This window comes from Chromohalobacter sp. HP20-39, from assembly GCF_033052815.1.
Taxonomy (GTDB): domain Bacteria; phylum Pseudomonadota; class Gammaproteobacteria; order Pseudomonadales; family Halomonadaceae; genus Chromohalobacter.
The window spans coordinates 1-239 of record NZ_JAWHTP010001124.1 but is presented as its reverse complement, the minus strand read 5'-3'; the positions used below and the strand labels follow the sequence as shown (position 1 = coordinate 239).

Below are 239 nucleotides of genomic sequence, written 5' to 3'. Positions count from 1 at the left end.
CCTATGTCTTATTCCGAACTCAGCGTTGAAGAGCGCGCCACCATTCAAATCGGTCATGCCCAAGGTTTCAGCCTGCGCGGGATTGCCTGCTTGATCAACCGATCCCCTTCGACCATCAGCCGGGAGCTGCGCCGCAATCGAGATGCCTGTGGCGGCTACTCGGCCCGCGTGGCCCAGCAGCAGATGCAGGCCCGCCGTCAGGTGTGTCGACCGAAGCAAAAGCTGTTGCCGGGTAGCGA

General features: G+C 61.5%; 1 protein-coding gene. It reads left to right on the top strand.

The features are described from left to right. Positions 1 to 3: 3 nt before the first annotated feature. Positions 4 to 239: helix-turn-helix domain-containing protein (locus tag RVY79_RS21395; RefSeq protein WP_317466637.1), on the top strand; the 236-nt coding region annotated here is incomplete at its 3' end.